This window comes from Bradyrhizobium acaciae (assembly GCF_020889785.1).
Lineage (GTDB): Bacteria > Pseudomonadota > Alphaproteobacteria > Rhizobiales > Xanthobacteraceae > Bradyrhizobium > Bradyrhizobium acaciae.
The window spans coordinates 38438-53955 of record NZ_JACMYK010000003.1 but is presented as its reverse complement, the minus strand read 5'-3'; the positions used below and the strand labels follow the sequence as shown (position 1 = coordinate 53955).

Sequence of the window (15518 nt, the reverse complement as noted above, 5' to 3'; positions counted from 1 at the left end):
CGCTTGCATGTGCAGCACTTGCATGCTGCGCGACGATCGCCCTGACGCATTGCCACATCGCTTGCAGCGGTCGCGCGCGTCAGACTAAGCTGAGGCAAAACAGGCTGAGACCAGGTCATCAAGGCAATGGTTGGGGGAGTGAGATGAAGCAATCGACGAAGCTCGTGGGATTGGCGGCGCTGCTGGGTATCGCAATCACGCCGGCGGCAGCGCAGGACAAGATCAAGATCGGCGTGCTGGTCACGACCTCCGGTCCGGCCGCGGCGCTCGGCCAGCAGGTCCGCGACGGCTTTGCGCTCGCGGTCAAGGACCTCGGCGGCAAGATGGCCGGTCGCGATGTCGAGATCGTCAATGCCGACGACGAGCTGAAGCCCGACGCTGCCGTGGTCAAGGTGCGCGGCCTGCTCGAGCGCGACAAGGTGGATTTCGTGGTCGGCCCGATCTTCTCCAACATCCTGCTGGCGATCCATCGCCCGGTCACCGACAGCAAGACCTTCCTGATCAGCCCGAATGCCGGCCCCTCCAGCTATGCCGGCAAGGAGTGCAACCCGTTCTTCTACGTGACCTCGTACCAGAACGACCAGGTACACGAGATCCTCGGCAAGGTGGCGCAGGACCGCGGCTACAAGCGCGTCTACCTCTTGGTGCCGAATTACCAGGCCGGCCGCGACTCCGTCGCCGGCTTCAAGCTCGACTACAAGGGCGAGATAACAGAGGAGTCCTACACGCCGCTGAACACGCTGGATTTCCAGCCCGAGCTGTCCAAGATCGCCGCGCAGAAGCCGGACGCGCTGTTCACCTTCATGCCCGGCGGCATGGGCGTCAACCTCGTCAAGCAGTACAAGCAGGCCGGCGCCACCGTGCCGGTGCTCTCCGCCTTCACCGTCGACGAATCCACTTTGCCCGCGCAGCAGGACGCCGCGGTCGGCATGTTCGGCGGCGCGAACTGGGCACCGAACCTAGACAATCCCCAAAGCAAGAAGTTCGTTGCGGCCTATGAAGCGGCCTACAACGGCGTGCCCGGCACCTATGCCATGCAGGCTTATGACGCAGCGCTGCTGATCGACAGCGCGGTGAAAGCCGTGAAGGGCGATCTCTCCAACAAGGACGCGGTCGCGGCCGCGCTGAAGAAGGCCGACTTCACCTCGCTGCGCGGTAACTTCAAGTTCAACAACAACGGCTATCCGATCCAGGATTTCTATCTCACCAAGGTCGCGAAGCGGCCCGACGGCAAATTCCAGACCGAGATCGTCGAAAAGGTGTTTTCGAACTACGGCGATCGCTACGCCAAGGACTGCGCCGCCAAGTAAGTCACGAAGCGTCTTCACGCGAAGAGGACACCGGTTCGCGTGAAGAAACCGCGTCAAACAAAAGAGAGGGAAACATGACGATGAAAGACGAGATCGCCGGCATCACCCGCGCCAATGAAGGCATGCAGGGCATTTCCTGGAGCATCCTTGGCCAGACCTACGTGCCGAAGAGCCGCACCGAGCATTCCTTCTCCTGGCACGCCACCTTCCCGCCGGGCGCCTTCGTTCCCCCGCATATCCACCCCGACCAGGACGAGTACCTCTACATCCTCGAGGGCAAGCTCGACTTCATGCTGAACGGCGCCGATGAATCAGCCACGCCAGGCGATCTGGTGCGGCTGCCGGCGGGCAAGCCGCACGGCATCTTCAACAAGTCGCAGCAGACGGCCAAGACGCTGTTCTGGGTGTCACCGACGCGCAGGCTCTACGACCTGTTCTGGGCGATCCACAACATGAAGGAGCAGAACCCGGAGGACGTGGTGCGGCTCGCCGCTGAGCACAACATCCATTTCCTGCCGCCGCCTCCGGCGTAACGTACGCGCTGGCTTCTCTCCGTTACACTGAGGAGTGCGCAGCGCGTCTCAGGGGGCGAGCACAGCGAGCCTCGAAGGATGACGGGACTGAAGGCGGGACAACATGTCCGACGTCGTCCCTGCGAAAGCAGGGACCCATATCCACAGGGTTTAATTGTTGAGGAAGGCTGTGGCCCCAGCCCTGCGCAACAATGGCCTTCGGTGGTTATGGGTCCCTGCTTTCGCAGGGACGACACTGAATGTTTGGTGCCGCTCCTCCGCCATACATTCACATTCTCTCAGGGGTGACGGATCGACGGATCGGACGTTCTCCCCTACTGCCGCGCCACCACGCGCGCGGCAAACCCGGCCTTGGCCGCATAGCCGCGGACGATCGCCTCGCGCGCTTCGTAATTGAGGATGGTATCGACGTCGGTAAAGCCCTGCGGCGCAAGCTGCTCGACGGCGTCGATCACACCCTCCGGCCCACCGCGGCGGTTGGAGGCGACGATGTCGGCAGTCATCGGCAGCCGCTGCCGCTCATAGGCGGCCAGCGCCTGACGCGGATGCTCCGATCGCGCCAGCATATCGGCGAGGCAGCGCGCATCGAGGACGGCCTGCGACGCGCCGTTAGAGCCGACCGGATACATCGGATGCGCGGCGTCGCCGAGCAGCGTGACCCGGCCGCTCGACCAGTATGGCAGCGGATCGCGGTCGCAGCACGGATACTCCCAGAACTCCGGCGTCGCGTTGATCAGCCCAGCAAAGTCGACCTGCGGGATCGTGAAACCAGTGACATAGGGCGTCATCTCGTCGCGCCGGCCGAGATTGGACCAGCCCTCGCGGCGCGGCGGCGGCGAAGAGCCGTCGCCGATCCGCACCAGCACCGCCCAATTGGTGAGACGGCTCGCCGGGCTCGACCCCGGCGCGATCGGATAGATCACGGCCTTGGCGTTCAGCCCGCCGGCGATGATCATCGAGCGTCCAGTCAGGAACGCCGGCCAATCGGTGGCGCCGCGCCACAGCATCAGCCCGTTCCAGCACGGGCCACCCTCGTCCGGAAACAGCGTCTGCCGCACTTTTGAGTGGATGCCGTCGGCGCCGATCAGGATGTCGCCGCGCGCGGTGTGCACATGGGCGCCACTGCGGTCGAAGAAATAGGCCGAGACGCCGCCCTCGTCCTGCGTGAGGGAGCCGAGCCGGCAGCCGGTGCGGATCGCATCCGCGCCGAGCCGGTCGATCACCGCCTGATGGATCACGCTTTGCAGGCGGCCGCGATGGATCGAAAACTGCGGCACGTCGTGGCCTGCATCGAGCCCGCGCTTCTCATGCCAGACCTGCTGGCCATGCCGCGTCAGGTAGAACAGCTCATAGGTACGGATCGCGACCTCGTCGAGCTTGTCGAGCAGACCGAGCCCCGCCAGCTCGCGGATCGCGTGCGGCAACGTGTTGATGCCGACGCCGAGCTCGCGGATCGTCTCCGACTGCTCGTACAGCTCGCAAGCGATGCCGCGTGAGCGCAGCATCAATGCGGTGGTGAGGCCTCCGATTCCGCCTCCGACGATAATCGCCTTCATCGTCCCTTACTCCACTCACAACAGGACGTTTTTACGCTTTGGGCTAGGGTCGCATGGCCCGTATCCCGGCCGCAAGCGGGTTTGTGGCGTTGCCCCTTGCCTGAGCCGTGCTGGTTCGCCTTAGGATTAACATTCGCTCAGCACATTTCCTTCTATCTCCGTCACCCCCGCGCAAAGGCTTCGCCTTTGTCGCTGGAGGAGCCACGAAGCGGCGTCTCGAAGGGTCGACGGCCATCAGCTGGGCCGTGCATCCTTCGAGGCTCGCTCCGCTCGCACCTCAGGATGACGGAATAGACAAGCCTGCGTCACTCCTAATCCGGCACCACCGCGAACGCCTGGATTTCTACCTTGGCGCGGTCCTCGATCAGGCCGGCAACCTGGATTGCGGTCATCGCAGGAAAGCGCCGGCCGATCACGTCGCGATAGACCGCACCGATCTCCTTCAGCCGCGCAGAATATTCCTTGCGGTCGAGCAGGTACCAGGTCATCGAGACGATGTGCTCGGGCCCGGCGCCCCCGGCGGCGGCGACCGCGACGATGTTGCGCAGGGTCTGGCCGATCTGCGCCACCAGATCATCGGTCTCGAACACGCACTGCCCGTTCCAGCCGATCTGGCCGGCGATGAAGAGCTGTTTGCCGCGCGCGGCCATGCCGTTGGCGTAGCCGATCGGCTTCGTCCACCCTTCCGGTTGCAGGATCTCGATCATCTCAATTGCCCTCGAAAGCCGGTTTCTGCTTGGCGGCAAAGGCCTCGAAGGCGCGGCGGAAGTCGCCTGTCACCATGCAGATCGCCTGCGCCTGCGCTTCGGACTCGATCATCTCGTCGACGCCCATCGCCCATTCCTGGTTGAACATCGTCTTGGTCACGCCATGCGCGAACCACGGTCCGTCCGCGAGCGAGCGCGCCAATTCATGCGCGGCAGCCGCAAGCTCCGCCGGCGGCACCAGGCGGTTGTGAAAACCCCAGGCAAAGCCTTCGTCGGCGGTCATCGCGCGGCCGGTGTAGAGCAGATCGGCGGCATGGCCCTGCCCGATCACGCGCGGCAGCAATCCGCATGCGCCCATGTCGGCGCCGGCAAGGCCGACGCGGGTGAACAGGAAAGCGGTCTTGGCCTGCGGCGTGGCCAGCCGCAGGTCGGACGCCAGCGCCAGCATCGCGCCGGCCCCGGCGCAGATACCGTCGATCGCGGCGACGATGATCTGCGGGCATTTGCGCATCGCGCGCACCACCTCGCCGGTCATGCGGGTGAAGGCGAGCAGGTCCGGCATCGCCATCCGGGTCAACGGCTCGATGATCTCGAACACGTCACCGCCGGAGCAGAAATTGCCCTCGGCGCCGGTCAGCACGATGGCACGGACGTCGGAGGCAGATTTGAGGTTGGTGAAGAGGTCGCGCAGCTCCTCGTAGGACTCGAAGGTCAGCGGATTCTTCTTGTCCGGCCGGTTCAGCGTGATCGTGGCGACGCGGCCGCTCGCATCCGTCGACCAGCGGAAGTGCTTTGCGGGATAATCCTTGAACGGCCGGAGCTTTGCTTTCATCTCGGACATGATTTTTCCTTCACCCGGTAAAGACTTCGCCGCCGGCAACCGCGACGGCTTGTCCGTTGATTGACGATGCGCCCTCGGAGGCGAGCCAGAGGATGGTGTCGGCGACCTCCTCCGTCATCACCAGCCGTTGCATCGGATTGACTTTTGCGAGCGCGGCGCGCGCTTCCTGCTCGCTGCGGCCGGTCTTGGCGACGATGTTGGCCGCGGCATCCGCCACCAGCGGCGTATCGGTGTAGCCGGGACAGACTGCATTCACGGTGACGCCGCGCCGCGCATATTCCAGCGCCAGCGAGCGCGTCAGCCCGATGACGCCGTGCTTGGCCGCGACATAGGCTGACACGTAGGCGTAGCCGGTGAGGCCCGCGGTCGAAGCCACGTTGATCACGCGGCCGCGGCCGCGCCGCGCCATCCCGGGCAACGCGGCCCGCGTCACCAGGAAAACGCTGGAGAGATTGCTCGCCAGCATGTCCGACCACAGCGTTGCATCCGTCTTGTCGAACGGCGCGCTGCCGGCCTTGCCGGCATTGTTGACGAGAATATCGATCGGACCGGCCTCGGCCTCGATCTGCGCGACGCCCTTGGTCACCGCAGCCTCATCGGACACGTCGATCGAAACAACTGCGCCGGTATGCTTGTCGAGCGATGCCGCAGTCGCTTTCAGCGCATCGATGCGGCGTCCAGCGATGCTGACGCGCACGCCGGCCTTCGCCAGCGCGATCGCCGTCGCGGCGCCGATGCCGGAACCGGCACCGGTCACCAGCGCATGTGCGTTGGGCCAGAAGCGTGTCATGCCTTCCCTCCCGCGGCGGCGCGTTCAAGATTGGCCTCGTATTGCGACTTACCCGACACATATTGCTTCGGCCAGCCGATCTGCTTGACGCCGATCTTGGCGGCTTCGTGCAGCGTCCAGGCCGGATCGGCGAGATGCGGCCGCGCGATGGCGCAGAGATCGGCACGTCCGGCAGCGATGATCGAGTTGGCATGATCCGCCTCCGAGATCGCGCCGACCGCGATGGTGGCGATGCCGACCTCGTTGCGGATCTTATCGGCAAACGGCGTCTGGTAGAGCCGGCCGTAGATCGGATGGTCGTCTGCCCAGACCTGCCCCGAAGAGCAATCGATCAGGTCGGCACCGGCCTGCTTGAACAGCTTTGCAAAGGCGAGCGCATCCTCGGGCGTGTTGCCGCCCTCGGCCCAGTCGTGACAGGACAGGCGCACCGACATCGGCTTGGCCTCCGGCCACACCGCGCGGACGGCGCGGAACACCTCCAGCGGATAACGCGCGCGGTTCTCGATCGATCCGCCATACTCGTCGGTGCGGCGATTGGTCAGCGGCGACAGGAAGCTCGACAGCAGATAGCCGTGGGCGCAGTGCAGCTCCAGAATATCGAAGCCCGCGGCGGCGGCACGCCTCGCGGCAGCAACAAACTGGTCGCGCACCTCATCCATCTCGGCGCGGCTCATCGGCTCCGGGACCTGGCCGTCGGGCAGATAGGGCACCGGCGAGGCCGACACCAGCGGCCAGTTATGGTCCGGCAACGGCTCGTCCATGCCCTCCCAGGCGACGCGGGTCGAACCCTTGCGGCCGGCATGGCCGAGCTGGATGCCGATCTTCGCCTGCGAATTGCGATGGACGAAGTCGACGATGCGCTTGTAGGCCGCCGCCTGCGCATCATTCCAGAGGCCGCAGCAGCCGGGCGTGATCCGCGCCTCCGGCGAGACGCAGGTCATCTCGGTGAACAGCAGGCCGGCGCCGCCGAGCGCGCGGGAGCCGAAATGCACCAGATGAAAGTCGTTCGGCACGCCCTCCTCCGCCGAATACATCGCCATCGGCGAGACGATGATCCGGTTATGCAGCGACAGGCCACGGATGTGGAACGGCGTCAGCATCGGCGGCGTGACGCGGTCGTTGGTGGCGGGCACGCCGTTGCGCTCGGCGAACCAGCGCTCATAGCCTTCGAGCCAGGTCTTGTCGCGCAGCCTTAAGTTCTCGTGGCTGATGCGCTGCGAGCGGGTCAGCAGCGAATACATGAATTGCTCCGGCTCCAGCGTATCGGCATAGCGCGAGCCGACCACCTCGAACCATTCCATCGCATTGCGCGCGGCATTCTGGATCCGCGCCACGTCGACCCGGCGCAGCTCCTCGTAAGCCTTCAGCACCGCGGGAATGTTGTCCTTGGTCGCGCCGTGGATCTTGAACTGGCTGGTGAGCTCGATCGCGTCTTCCAGCGCCAGCTTGGTGCCCGAGCCGATCGCGAAATGCGCGGTGTGGGCGGCATCGCCCATCAGCACGACATGGCTGTTGCCGTTGAACGCGGTCCACTTGCCGCAGATCAGCCGAGGGAATGACAGCCAGGCCGAGCCGCGCAGATGCCGCGCGTTGGAGACCAGATGATGGCCTTCAAGGATTTCCGCGAACACATTCTCGCAGAACGCTATGGAAGCGCCCTGCTCCATCTTGTCGAGGCCGTGAGCGAGATAGGCTTCCTCGGTGGTTTCGACGATGAAGGTCGCCGCGCCCTCCTCGAACTTGTAGATGTGCGCCTGGAACCAGCCGTGCTCGGTCTTGCGGAAGTCGAAGGTGAAGGCATCGAACGGGCGGTCGGTGCCGAGCCAGATATAGCGGTTCGGCCGCATCAGCATGTCGGGCCTGAAGGCCTCGGTGTATTTGGCGCGGATCTTCGAGTTGACGCCGTCACACGCCACGATGAGATCGGCATCGGGGAACTCGAGGTCCGAATTGACCTCGCGCTCGAAGATCAGCTCGACGCCGAGCTCCTCGGCCCGCGCCTGCAGGATGTTGAGCAGCCGCTTGCGGCCGATGCCGACGAAGCCGTGGCCGGTGGTGCGCATGCGGCGGCCCTTGATCAGGACCTCGATGTCATCCCAGTGATTGAACGCCTGCTCGATCGTGTCTGATGTGACCGGGTCCCATTTGCGCATGTTGTCCATGGTCGCATCCGAGAACACCACGCCGAAGCCGAAGGTGTCGTAGGGCCGGTTGCGCTCGACCACGGAAATCACGTGCGTGGGATCCAGCATCTTCATCAGGATGCCGAAATAAAGCCCGGCCGGCCCGCCTCCAATGCAAACGATACGCATGGCGTTCTCCCGTTGGCTTCGGCGGATCGGGCAGGTTCCTCCCGCCAGCCGACGCGGCATATTATTTTATACTTAAAATAATTGTCAAGGACTGTTGGTGCCTTGCTCGACGCTCGTCATCGCCCGGCTTGACCGGGCGATCCAGTATTCCAGAGGCAGTCGTGATTGAACCGATAGGCCGCGGCGTACTGGATCGCCCGCCTTCGCGGGCGATGACAGAGAAGGATGCGGCCGTCATTCCCCGGGGGGCAATTGCGACTGGCGGCGACGCGGGAGCGTCCGCAATTGCGCACCGGGGAATGACGATGGAGAAAGGTCGGGTCGCGCCGCGGGACCTCAATGCACCGCGGCGTACAGGATCTTGTCCTGGGTCGCGTCCGCCGCGTCGAACTCGGCGACGATGCGGCCGGTGCGGGCGACCAGGATGCGGTCGGAGACGGCGAGGATCTCCGGCAGATAGGACGAGATCACCACCACCGCCTTGCCCTCGTCGGCGAGACGGCGGATTTCGCCGTGGATGTGCGGGATGGTGCCGACATCGACGCCGCGCGTCGGCTCGTCGAAGAAGATGATCGAGGGCTCCTGCACCAGCGTCTTGGCCAGCACCACCTTCTGCTGGTTGCCGCCGGACAGCTCGATGATCCGCGCCTTGCGCTGCAACGCGCTGATCTTGAGCCGGTCGACCCAGTAGTTGGCGAGCTTGCTGCGCTTCGCGCGCGACAGCAGGAAGCTCCAGCCCTTCCTTGTGGCGAGGCTGCCGAGATAGACGTTGTCGTCGACCACCATGGTCTCGAAGAAGCCGTTGGCCTTGCGGTCCTCGGTGATGTAGGCGATGCCGTCGTTGATCGCCTGCCGCGGCACGCGGTAGCGGATCGGCTTGCCGCGCAGGCGGATGGTGCCGCCATTGACCAGGTTGCGCTTCAGCGCGCCGTAGATGATCTTGGCGATCTCGGTGCGGCCGGAGCCGATCAAGCCGGCGATGCCGACCACCTCGCCGGCATAGACCGAGAACGACATGTTCTTGACCGCCATGCCCATGGTGACGTTCTCGACCGTCAGCACCTTCTCACGGCGCTGATGGGTCTTCGCTTTGCCGCCATAGACCGCCTGTGCCACCTCGCGGCCGACCATGTGCTGCACCAGCGCGTCGCGGGTGAGCTGCTTGGCGGGCGCCGTGATCACCAGCTTGCCATCGCGCAGCACGGTGATGCGATCGGCGATCTGCAGCGATTCCTCGAGCGCATGCGAAATGTAGATGATCGAAACGCCGCGGGCTCGCAGGTCGCGCACCAGATGGAAGAAGTGGACGATCTCCTCCGGCGTCAGCGATGCGGTCGGCTCGTCGAAGATGATGATGCGCGCCTTGTTGTAGATCGCGCGCGCGATCTCCACCATCTGCTTCTTGGCGGTGCCGAGCAGCGCCACCGGCGTTGCCGGATCGACGTGGAAATTGAGCGACTGCAGCAGCTGCTGGGCCTGGATGTTCAGGGTGCGGAAGCGCGTCAAGAGCTTCTCGTTGCCGAGCTCGATGTTCTGCGCCGCGGTCATGGTCGGCACCAGGCTGGTCTCCTGATAGACCATGCAGATGCCGGCATCGAGCGCGTCGCGCGGTTGCTCGAAATTGGCCGATTTGCCGTCGAGCAGATAGTCGCCGGAGGTGAGATTGATCGCGCCCGCAATCGCCTTGCACAGCGTCGACTTGCCGGCGCCGTTCTCGCCGACCAGCGCATGCACCTCGCCGGGATAGAGGTCGAAGTTGACGCCCTCGATGGCGTGGACGCCGCCATAGATCTTGGAGCCGTTGCTGATCCGCAGCACCGGCTCGCGGGCTGCGGACGTCTCAGCGCTTTTGGTCGCGGTCGCCGCCTGCATCACACCGTCATTCATCGCAGGTCTCCCGTATGGAGCAGCAGGCGTCCGGCGCCGCGCGCGGCGATCACGATACCCGAAGGCGTCGCGCAGGCGGCGGTGATGCCGTGGAAGCGGCCGCCGGCACGGCTGTGCAGGCTGTCGGTCGCATCGCCCTCGGCATCGAGATGCACCAGCAGCCCATAGGAGCGCGGCGGCGCCCACGGCTTCTGGATGCCGAGCGCCTTGACGCTGCCGATCTGCATCGGCTCCAGGCAGTCGCTGCCGCCGACCAGCGCCGGCGCCACCCAGTATTCGGGCGGCATCGTCGCCATCATCTCTTCGCGGAAATCGTCTTCCTTGAGCACGAACTCGATCAGATGGGTGCGGCGCGCGAACATGCCGAGCAGGAGCCCGCCATGGCCGTCCGGATGCAGCCGCGCCGGATAGCCCGGCATGTTGGCGGCGATGGTTTCGCGCGGACCAAGCCCATTGCCGCCAAGCGCGAACCGGCTGAGCCGATGCGCCCAGCTCTCGGTGAGCCACAGGCTCTTGCCATCAGCCGAGACCATCACGCCGTAGGGATATGGCAGGTCGCGCAGCAGCACCTGCGCATCGTCGAGGCCGGCGCCGCAGCTGATCAGGCGGCCGCCGGCGCGCTTCTCCATCAGATCGTGCCGCCACTCGCCGGGGCGGCGGCCGGCGCTGCCTTCGACGGCATAGATGCGGCCATCGGGCGCCGCCGTGACCGACAGCAGGCCGACGAGCGCACTGCCGCCGGCAGACTCCAGCCAGCGCGGCGCGGGCTTGGCGGGATCGATCGCGGCAAGCCCCCTGCCCGCGACGCACACCAGCAGTCGGCCGTCCGGATGCAGCGCGAGCCCGCCGGCATCGTCCTCGAACTCGGCGACGACCGTACGTGTCGCGAAATCCGCACCGCTGAGCTTCAGCACCTGGCGGCCGGCGGAGACGTAGACCGCGCCGTCGGCGGCGGCGATCACATCGTCGACGCCGGGCAGCGGCTCGCCGATCGGAACGGCTGAATCGAGCCGATCGTTCGGGCTCATCGCGCCGTCGAGCGGCGGGATCGCGTTCTGGCCGCCGTCGCGGTCGATGACGCTGCGGATGTCGCGCAGCAGATGATCGAAGAATCCCATTATTTCGCCACCCTGCCTGTTACGCGACTCTTGGCGCCCCAGTACGCGTCGTAGCCGGTCCAGCTGTCGTCGACGCCGTCGAGCTTGATGCGGCCGATCCGGTTGTTCTCGAGCCCGCCGAGATAGAGATAGCCCTGATGCTCGCGCATCGAGGTCAGGGTCGAATGCGAGATGCCAGTCGGATCCCACCACGACTCCAGCGCCTCGCCCTTCTCGTTGAACTTGAGCACGCAGCCATGGTTGAGCGCGGGCGCCAGCCACTCGTCGGTCGGCACCTGCTTGACCATGCGCAGCCGGAAGCCGGGCTTGCGCGCGGCGAGGTCGAAGGTCGGCGTGCGGATGCCGACCAGCGCCAGCCAGTAGGTGCCGTCGGAGGCGCGGTTGATGTTGTCGGGGTTGCCCGGCAGCTCGTCCATCAGCACTTCGGTCTTGCCCTTGTTCGGGCCGTCGATCCAGTGGCGGAACACCTTGCACAGCGAGGTCGACGCAATCAGGATCGATTTGCCGTCATGGGAGACGCAGATCCCGTTCGGGAAATAGAAGTGGTTGATCACCGTCCGCGTCGTCTTGGTCGCCGGATCGTAGCAGACCACCCGACCGTTCGGCCGGCCCTCGAGGATGTCGAGGGTGTTGGTGGTCATCTCGTAGCGCGTGGTGCAGTCGCTGAAATAGATCTTGCCGTCGGGCGCGATGTCGAGATCGTCGGCCATGCGCAGGCGGCTGTCGTCGTTCAGCTTGTACCAGGTGCGGTTGGTCTCGTCGGTGACCTTGAAGATGCGGCCATCGGGCGCGACGCCGTAGACGCCCATGCCGGCGACCGCGACGATCAGGTTCTCGTCGCGATCGAACTGCATGCCGAGCGGCCTGCCGCCGATATGGGCGAACACCTCGCGGGTTTCGAAATTCGGCCCGGAGAAGCGGATCACGTTGCCGTCTCGGGTCGAGCCGTAGAGCCGGCCCTGGCGATCGAGGATGACGTCCTCTGGCCCCTCGACCTGATCGACGCCGATCGCCTGCGCCTTGATCAGCCGGTCATTCTGCGCGTAGGGCGACGCCGCGCCGGGCTGCACCGCCGGCGCCGAGGCCAGCGGCACGAAAGCCGGATTGACATAGATCTTCTGGATCGCCTTGCCGCGGTTCTTCGACCATTTGACGTCGATGCCGACGGCGGCGAGCAGGATCATGCCCGTCACAGCCGAGGTGACGTAGCCCGGGATGCCCATGCGGACGAGGCCGTTGATCAACAGGAAGATGATCAGCGCGCCGATCATCGCGCGCCACACTGTGCCCTTGCCGCCGGCCAGCGACACGCCGCCGAGCACCACGGCGGTGAGCGCCTGGAATTCCCAGCCCACGCCGGTGGTGGAATCCGTCGAGGCCTGACGTGCCGCGTAGAAGATGCCGCTCGCCGCGCACAGCGTGCCCGACAGCACATAGGTCATGAACAGCATCAGGCGGACGCGGATGCCGGCATGACGCGCCGCCTTGCGGCTGGCGCCGATCGCCGTGAGATGCCAGCCGTAGCGCGAGCGCGACAGGAAGATGTGGCAGATCACGAGCACCACGAACAGGGTCGCCGCATTGACGGGAATGCCGAGCACGCTGCCGCCGCCGACGAAGTCCCAGGCGTCGCTCTCGACCGAGTTGGTCGCGAACACCTGGGCGTAGCTGGTGTTGAGCAGATTGACCGAGGCGCGCAGGATGATCAGCGTCACCAGCGTGGTCAGGAACGGTCGCGTCTTGAGGAAGCCGATCAGGAAGCCGTTGATGCTGCCGAGCAGCGCGCCGACCAGCAGCGTCGCCGGAATGGCGAGGCCGACCGGCCATTCCCGCACCAGCAGGAAGTACAGCGCCGCGAAATTGCACAGCGCGAAGATCGCGCCGACCGACAGGTCGATGCCGCCGGTGACGAGGCAGAAGCCCATCGCGAGCGCGACGAAGCCGAATTCGGCGAACAGCCGCAGCAGCGACACCGAGTTCTGCACCGAGGCGTAGTCGGGAATGGTGAGCGCGAAATACGCCCACAGCCCGATCATCACGGTGAACGGAACGACCGGCTCGAACCACTGTTTCAGCAACAGCTCCGACAGCAGGAGCCGGGGTGAAAATCGCCGCACCGATGCGGAAAAGGAATCAACTGCCATCGACATCGTCAAAGCACTCCCTCGATCCGGTTTCACGTGTCCGGATTCTGATCCTTGATACAGCCGACGCGGGAATGCCCCCCGCGCCGGCTGTCTCGCGCCTTGTTAGTTTTTCTTGGGTAGCGCGAAGCAGGTGCCGCCGAGCGAGGCGTTCGACTTGTCGATCCAGATCGGCCGCGTGTAGTAGGACAGGTTCTTCGTGCCGGGCTTGTCGCCGGACATCAGCAGCGTCTCGGCTGCGAACATCAGGTCATGGCCCTGCTCGGTCGCCTTGTAGCTGAGGAATTTGCTGAAATTGCCTGAGGTGACCTGGTCGCAATCGAGCTGCGAGCCCTCGCCCGAGGCGAACACCTTCACATCGTCGATCTTGCCGGCATTGCGGATCGCTTGCGCGGCGCCCGATTCCATGATGCCCCAGAAGCCGATCGAGGCGCAGAGATCGGGATGCTGCTGGATCACAGTGGCGGTGACGTTGAGCGCGGTGTTGGCATCCCAGTTCGCCGCCTGGTTCGACACCACCTTGATATTGGGATCCTTGTTCAGCACCTCCATGATGGCGCCGACCTGGTCGACGCTGGCGGCCGCGGTCAATTCGCCCTGCACGATCTGCACCTTGCCCGACTTGCCGGAACCAGTGCCGCAGGCCTTGACGGTTTCGTTCGCGAGCATCCGGCCGATCTCGCGCCAGTCGACACCGACAAAGGCGCCTGACTTGTAGTTCGAGGCCATGTTGACCTGGATCACATGCGTGCCCTGGGCCTCGGCGCGCTTCAGGTCCTTCATCAGCAGCGTCACGCTCGGATTCTGCACGATCAGGACGTCGGGCTTCTGGTCGACCAGCGCGGTCAGCGCCTGCTGCATGGCCGACGGATTGTTGTTCGGGTCGCGCACGACGTATTTCATGCCGCGCCACTCGGCCTCTTCCTGCACCACGCGGCCCCATTCGTCGGACAGCGGAACGCCGAGCGCGATCGGCAGATAGGCGACGGTCTTGCCTTGCAGCGACTTGTCGTAGGCGGCGCGCAATTCGCGCCCGGCCTTGGTACCTTCCTCCTGCGCCGACGCCGCGAAGGGCATCGCGGCAAACGCCACACCGGCGAGCAGGATCGTCCAGAACTTGGTCGTCTTCATCGTCTCCTCCACACAAAATTCTTTTGATTGATTTGGAATTGTTTTGATTGGTACGGCCGCGCGGCTAGTCGCCTTGATTCAGTCCCCTTGCCGCGCGGTCTCCTCGTCGCGGGGATGCAGCCAGTTGTCGAGCACGATCGCGGCCAGCAGCACCACGCCCTTGACGATGTTCTGCACCTCGCTGTTGACGTCCATGATGGTGAAGGCGTTGAGCAGCGTGCCGATCAGGATGCAGCCGACCACGACGCTGAACACGCTGCCGCGGCCGCCGATCAGGCTGATGCCGCCGATCACGACGACAAGCACGACGTCGAAGATCATGGTGCCTTGCGTGATCGCCATCTGCATGCTGCCGGTGGTGCCGACCCAGACCAGGCCTGCAATCCAGGCGAGCAACGCAACCAGCACGTGCTCCAGCACGATCAGCGGTCGCAGCGGGATGCCGGTCAGCCGCGCGGCCTCCGGATTGTCGCCCTGCGCGTAGATGAAGCGGCCGATCGAGGTGCGCGACAGGAACAAGTGCATCGCGATCGCTGCGACTGCGAACACCAGGATCGGAACCGGAATGCCGAACAGCCGTCCGGCGCCGAGATACATCAGGCCCGGCGCATCCTTCGGCGCATAGACCACCCAGGCCGGCGCGATCCAGAACGCGAGGCCATAGATCACGAAGCCGGCGGCCAGCGTCACGAACAGCGCCGGCGCCTCGACGAAGGCGACCATCACGCCGTTGACGACGCCGATCAGCACCGCAATTGCCAGCGCCAGCAGCACTGCCGTGAAAACAGGCATGCCGTTCTGCATGTAGATCAGCGCGATCGCCCAGGAACCCGCCATGATCGCGACCTCGGAGAGGTCGATGCCGCGGCTGATCACGATCAGCCCCATGCCGAGGCCGAGCACGCCGAGGATCGAGATACTCCGCAACAGGTTGAGGAGATTGGAGACGGTGGCGAAGCCGTTCAACGTCAGGCCGAACACGACCAGAAGCGCGATCGTGATCAGGAGCACGATCTGCTCCTGGCTCGGTTTTGCAAACATTGCGCCCGAGCGAGATGATGCCGCAGGGACAGCAACGCCGCGCGATGGCGATTGCACGCTCATCGTTTCCTCCAGGTATTATTTTGCTTGAGACTTTAAGAGTGCCAACTCATATTCGTCAAATGCATTCGACGGATAGGGACGGATC

Annotated in this window: 12 protein-coding genes; 2 read left to right on the top strand and 10 right to left on the bottom strand. The window is 64.9% G+C overall.

Annotation, left to right across the window (positions count from 1 at the left end; genetic code table 11):
* The first annotated feature begins 143 nt into the window (after window positions 1–143).
* Both H8A92_RS02580 and H8A92_RS02575 read left to right on the top strand, forming a co-directional pair.
* Window positions 144–1310, top strand: coding sequence for an ABC transporter substrate-binding protein (locus H8A92_RS02580; protein ID WP_229194298.1), 1167 nt, complete (start codon window positions 144–146; stop codon window positions 1308–1310).
* 80 nt (window positions 1311–1390) lie between these two features.
* Window positions 1391–1843: a cupin domain-containing protein gene (locus H8A92_RS02575; RefSeq protein ID WP_229194405.1), complete on the top strand. Its 453-nt coding sequence runs from the start codon at window positions 1391–1393 to the stop codon at window positions 1841–1843.
* 314 nt (window positions 1844–2157) lie between these two features.
* On the opposite strand, the gene H8A92_RS02570 is transcribed toward H8A92_RS02575, so the two are convergent.
* The 10 genes from H8A92_RS02570 to H8A92_RS02525 form a co-directional block, all read right to left on the bottom strand.
* Window positions 2158–3399 (bottom strand): flavin-dependent oxidoreductase, encoded by a 1242-nt coding sequence (locus tag H8A92_RS02570; protein WP_229194297.1) that lies wholly within the window; start codon window positions 3397–3399, stop codon window positions 2158–2160.
* A gap of 311 nt (window positions 3400–3710) precedes the next feature.
* On the bottom strand, window positions 3711–4106 hold the full coding sequence (locus H8A92_RS02565) for a RidA family protein (protein WP_229194296.1): 396 nt from the start codon (window positions 4104–4106) through the stop codon (window positions 3711–3713).
* A 1-nt stretch (window position 4107) separates the two neighbouring features.
* Complete coding sequence (locus H8A92_RS02560; RefSeq protein WP_229194295.1) at window positions 4108–4947, bottom strand: enoyl-CoA hydratase family protein; 840 nt, start codon at window positions 4945–4947, stop codon at window positions 4108–4110.
* Window positions 4948–4957: 10 nt separating this feature from the next.
* Window positions 4958–5737 (bottom strand): SDR family NAD(P)-dependent oxidoreductase, encoded by a 780-nt coding sequence (locus tag H8A92_RS02555; RefSeq protein WP_229194294.1) that lies wholly within the window; start codon window positions 5735–5737, stop codon window positions 4958–4960.
* Window positions 5734–8049, bottom strand: a complete 2316-nt coding sequence (locus H8A92_RS02550) for a bifunctional salicylyl-CoA 5-hydroxylase/oxidoreductase (RefSeq protein ID WP_229194293.1) — start codon at window positions 8047–8049, stop codon at window positions 5734–5736. Before H8A92_RS02550 ends, H8A92_RS02555 begins: the two co-directional genes overlap by 4 nt.
* 336 nt (window positions 8050–8385) lie before the next feature.
* Window positions 8386–9921, bottom strand: a complete 1536-nt coding sequence (locus H8A92_RS02545; protein WP_229194404.1) for a sugar ABC transporter ATP-binding protein — start codon at window positions 9919–9921, stop codon at window positions 8386–8388.
* Between the two features lie 11 nt (window positions 9922–9932).
* A complete protein-coding gene (locus tag H8A92_RS02540; protein WP_229194292.1) occupies window positions 9933–11054 on the bottom strand; it encodes an SMP-30/gluconolactonase/LRE family protein in 1122 nt (373 codons plus the stop codon).
* Entirely contained in the window at window positions 11054–13204 is a 2151-nt protein-coding gene (locus tag H8A92_RS02535) for an ABC transporter permease (RefSeq protein WP_229194291.1), read from the bottom strand. The genes H8A92_RS02540 and H8A92_RS02535 overlap by 1 nt, the downstream gene beginning before the upstream one ends.
* A gap of 99 nt (window positions 13205–13303) precedes the next feature.
* Entirely contained in the window at window positions 13304–14329 is a 1026-nt protein-coding gene (locus H8A92_RS02530; protein ID WP_229194290.1) for a sugar ABC transporter substrate-binding protein, read from the bottom strand.
* Window positions 14330–14407: 78 nt separating this feature from the next.
* Window positions 14408–15370, bottom strand: coding sequence for an ABC transporter permease (locus tag H8A92_RS02525; protein ID WP_163152649.1), 963 nt, complete (start codon window positions 15368–15370; stop codon window positions 14408–14410).
* Window positions 15371–15518 lie beyond the last annotated feature (148 nt).